We start from the raw sequence: 1,356 nt of genomic DNA, 5'->3' as shown, positions 1-1,356 counted from the left end.
AGCCAGAACACGACATAATGAAATGGCCAGCCCGATCCCACCGACCGTTCTACGATAGGCAGTTCGGTCCACGGTAGAGGAGAGCGCCATGAACGAGGTCACGTTGATCGGCATCGATCTGGGCAAGCATGTGTTTCATCTGCACGCACAGGATGCAAAGGGCCATGAGGTATTCCGCAAGCGGCTCTCGCGCCTGCAGTTGCTTCCGTTCTTCAGCAATCTCAAGGCGGTCACCGTGGTGATGGAAGCCTGTGCCGGTTCACACTGGCTGGCACGCAAGCTCAACCAAATGGGGCACGTTGCCAAGCTGGTTTCACCGCAGTACGTACGGCCTTTCGTAAAGAGCAACAAGAACGATTACATCGATGCCGAAGCGATCTGCGAGGCCGCGTGCCGGCCTACGATGCGCTTCGTCGAACCGCGAACGGAAGCGCAGCAACTTCTCGCCGCGTTGCACAGGACACGCGAAGGCCTAGTCACCGAACGCACGGCCACCATCAACCGTATTCACGGGATCCTGCTCGAGTTCGGCATCGTAATTCCGTTGGCGAAGGCCATGCTACGCCGGCTGCCGGAAGTGCTCGCGGTGCATGATCTGCCTCCGCGGCTAACCCGGATCATTGAGCGGCTGTACGAGCACTATCGATATCTGGACCAGCAGGTCACGGACATCGAGCGGGATCTGACCACGCAACTGCGTGAGGACGAGAACGCTGCGCGGCTGCTCTCCATTCCCGGCATCGGCATGATTACGGCAAGCCTGCTGGCTGCCGAGGTGGGCAGCGTCGCGCAGTTTGCGGGCGGCCGGAACTTCGCGGCCTCGATCGGGCTGGTTCCGCGCCAGCACAGCACGGGCGGTCACAGTACCTTGTGCGGAATCAGCAAACGAGGCGACCGGCATCTACGTTATCTGCTCGTCCAGTGTGCCCACGCAGTCATGCATCGGGCGACCCAGCGCACAGACAGACTCGGCGAATGGATCCGGTCAATGCTGACACGGCGCCATCCAAACGTCGTCGCCTGTGCCGTCGCCAACAAGCTCGCGCGCATCGCCTGGGCGGTGCTGACAAAACACACCGCGTACGACGCTTCACGCCTGAAGTTCGCGGACTGATCCATCGTTTCACCCAACAAGGTTTTGCGACTGCTGGAACCTGATGACCCAACGGCACAGCGACCGGACGAAGAACCTGGCAAATCCTACAGCTCGAAACGGCTGCCGACATTTTGAGGATCGTCCGGTGCGGTTTTCATCTCGGAACAGCGATTCCGGATAGATTTTCGCAAGCCACGAAATCATCAGAACCGGAGGTTGCAAATCTCGGGCTGGCCATAGATTAGGATATAGCTCCTACA

At 59.4% G+C, this 1,356-nt stretch carries 1 protein-coding gene; it reads left to right on the top strand.

Annotated elements, in window-relative coordinates:
* The first annotated feature begins 88 nt into the window (after positions 1 to 88).
* Complete coding sequence (locus tag U5A52_RS42930) at positions 89 to 1,114, top strand: IS110 family transposase (RefSeq protein ID WP_321940471.1); 1,026 nt, start codon at positions 89 to 91, stop codon at positions 1,112 to 1,114.
* Positions 1,115 to 1,356: the final 242 nt, after the last annotated feature.

This window comes from Paraburkholderia sp. J8-2 (assembly GCF_905220195.1).
In the GTDB taxonomy this organism is placed as follows: domain Bacteria; phylum Pseudomonadota; class Gammaproteobacteria; order Burkholderiales; family Burkholderiaceae; genus Paraburkholderia.
The sequence above is the reverse complement of the archived record's forward strand: the minus strand, read 5'-3'. Positions and strand labels throughout refer to the sequence as shown.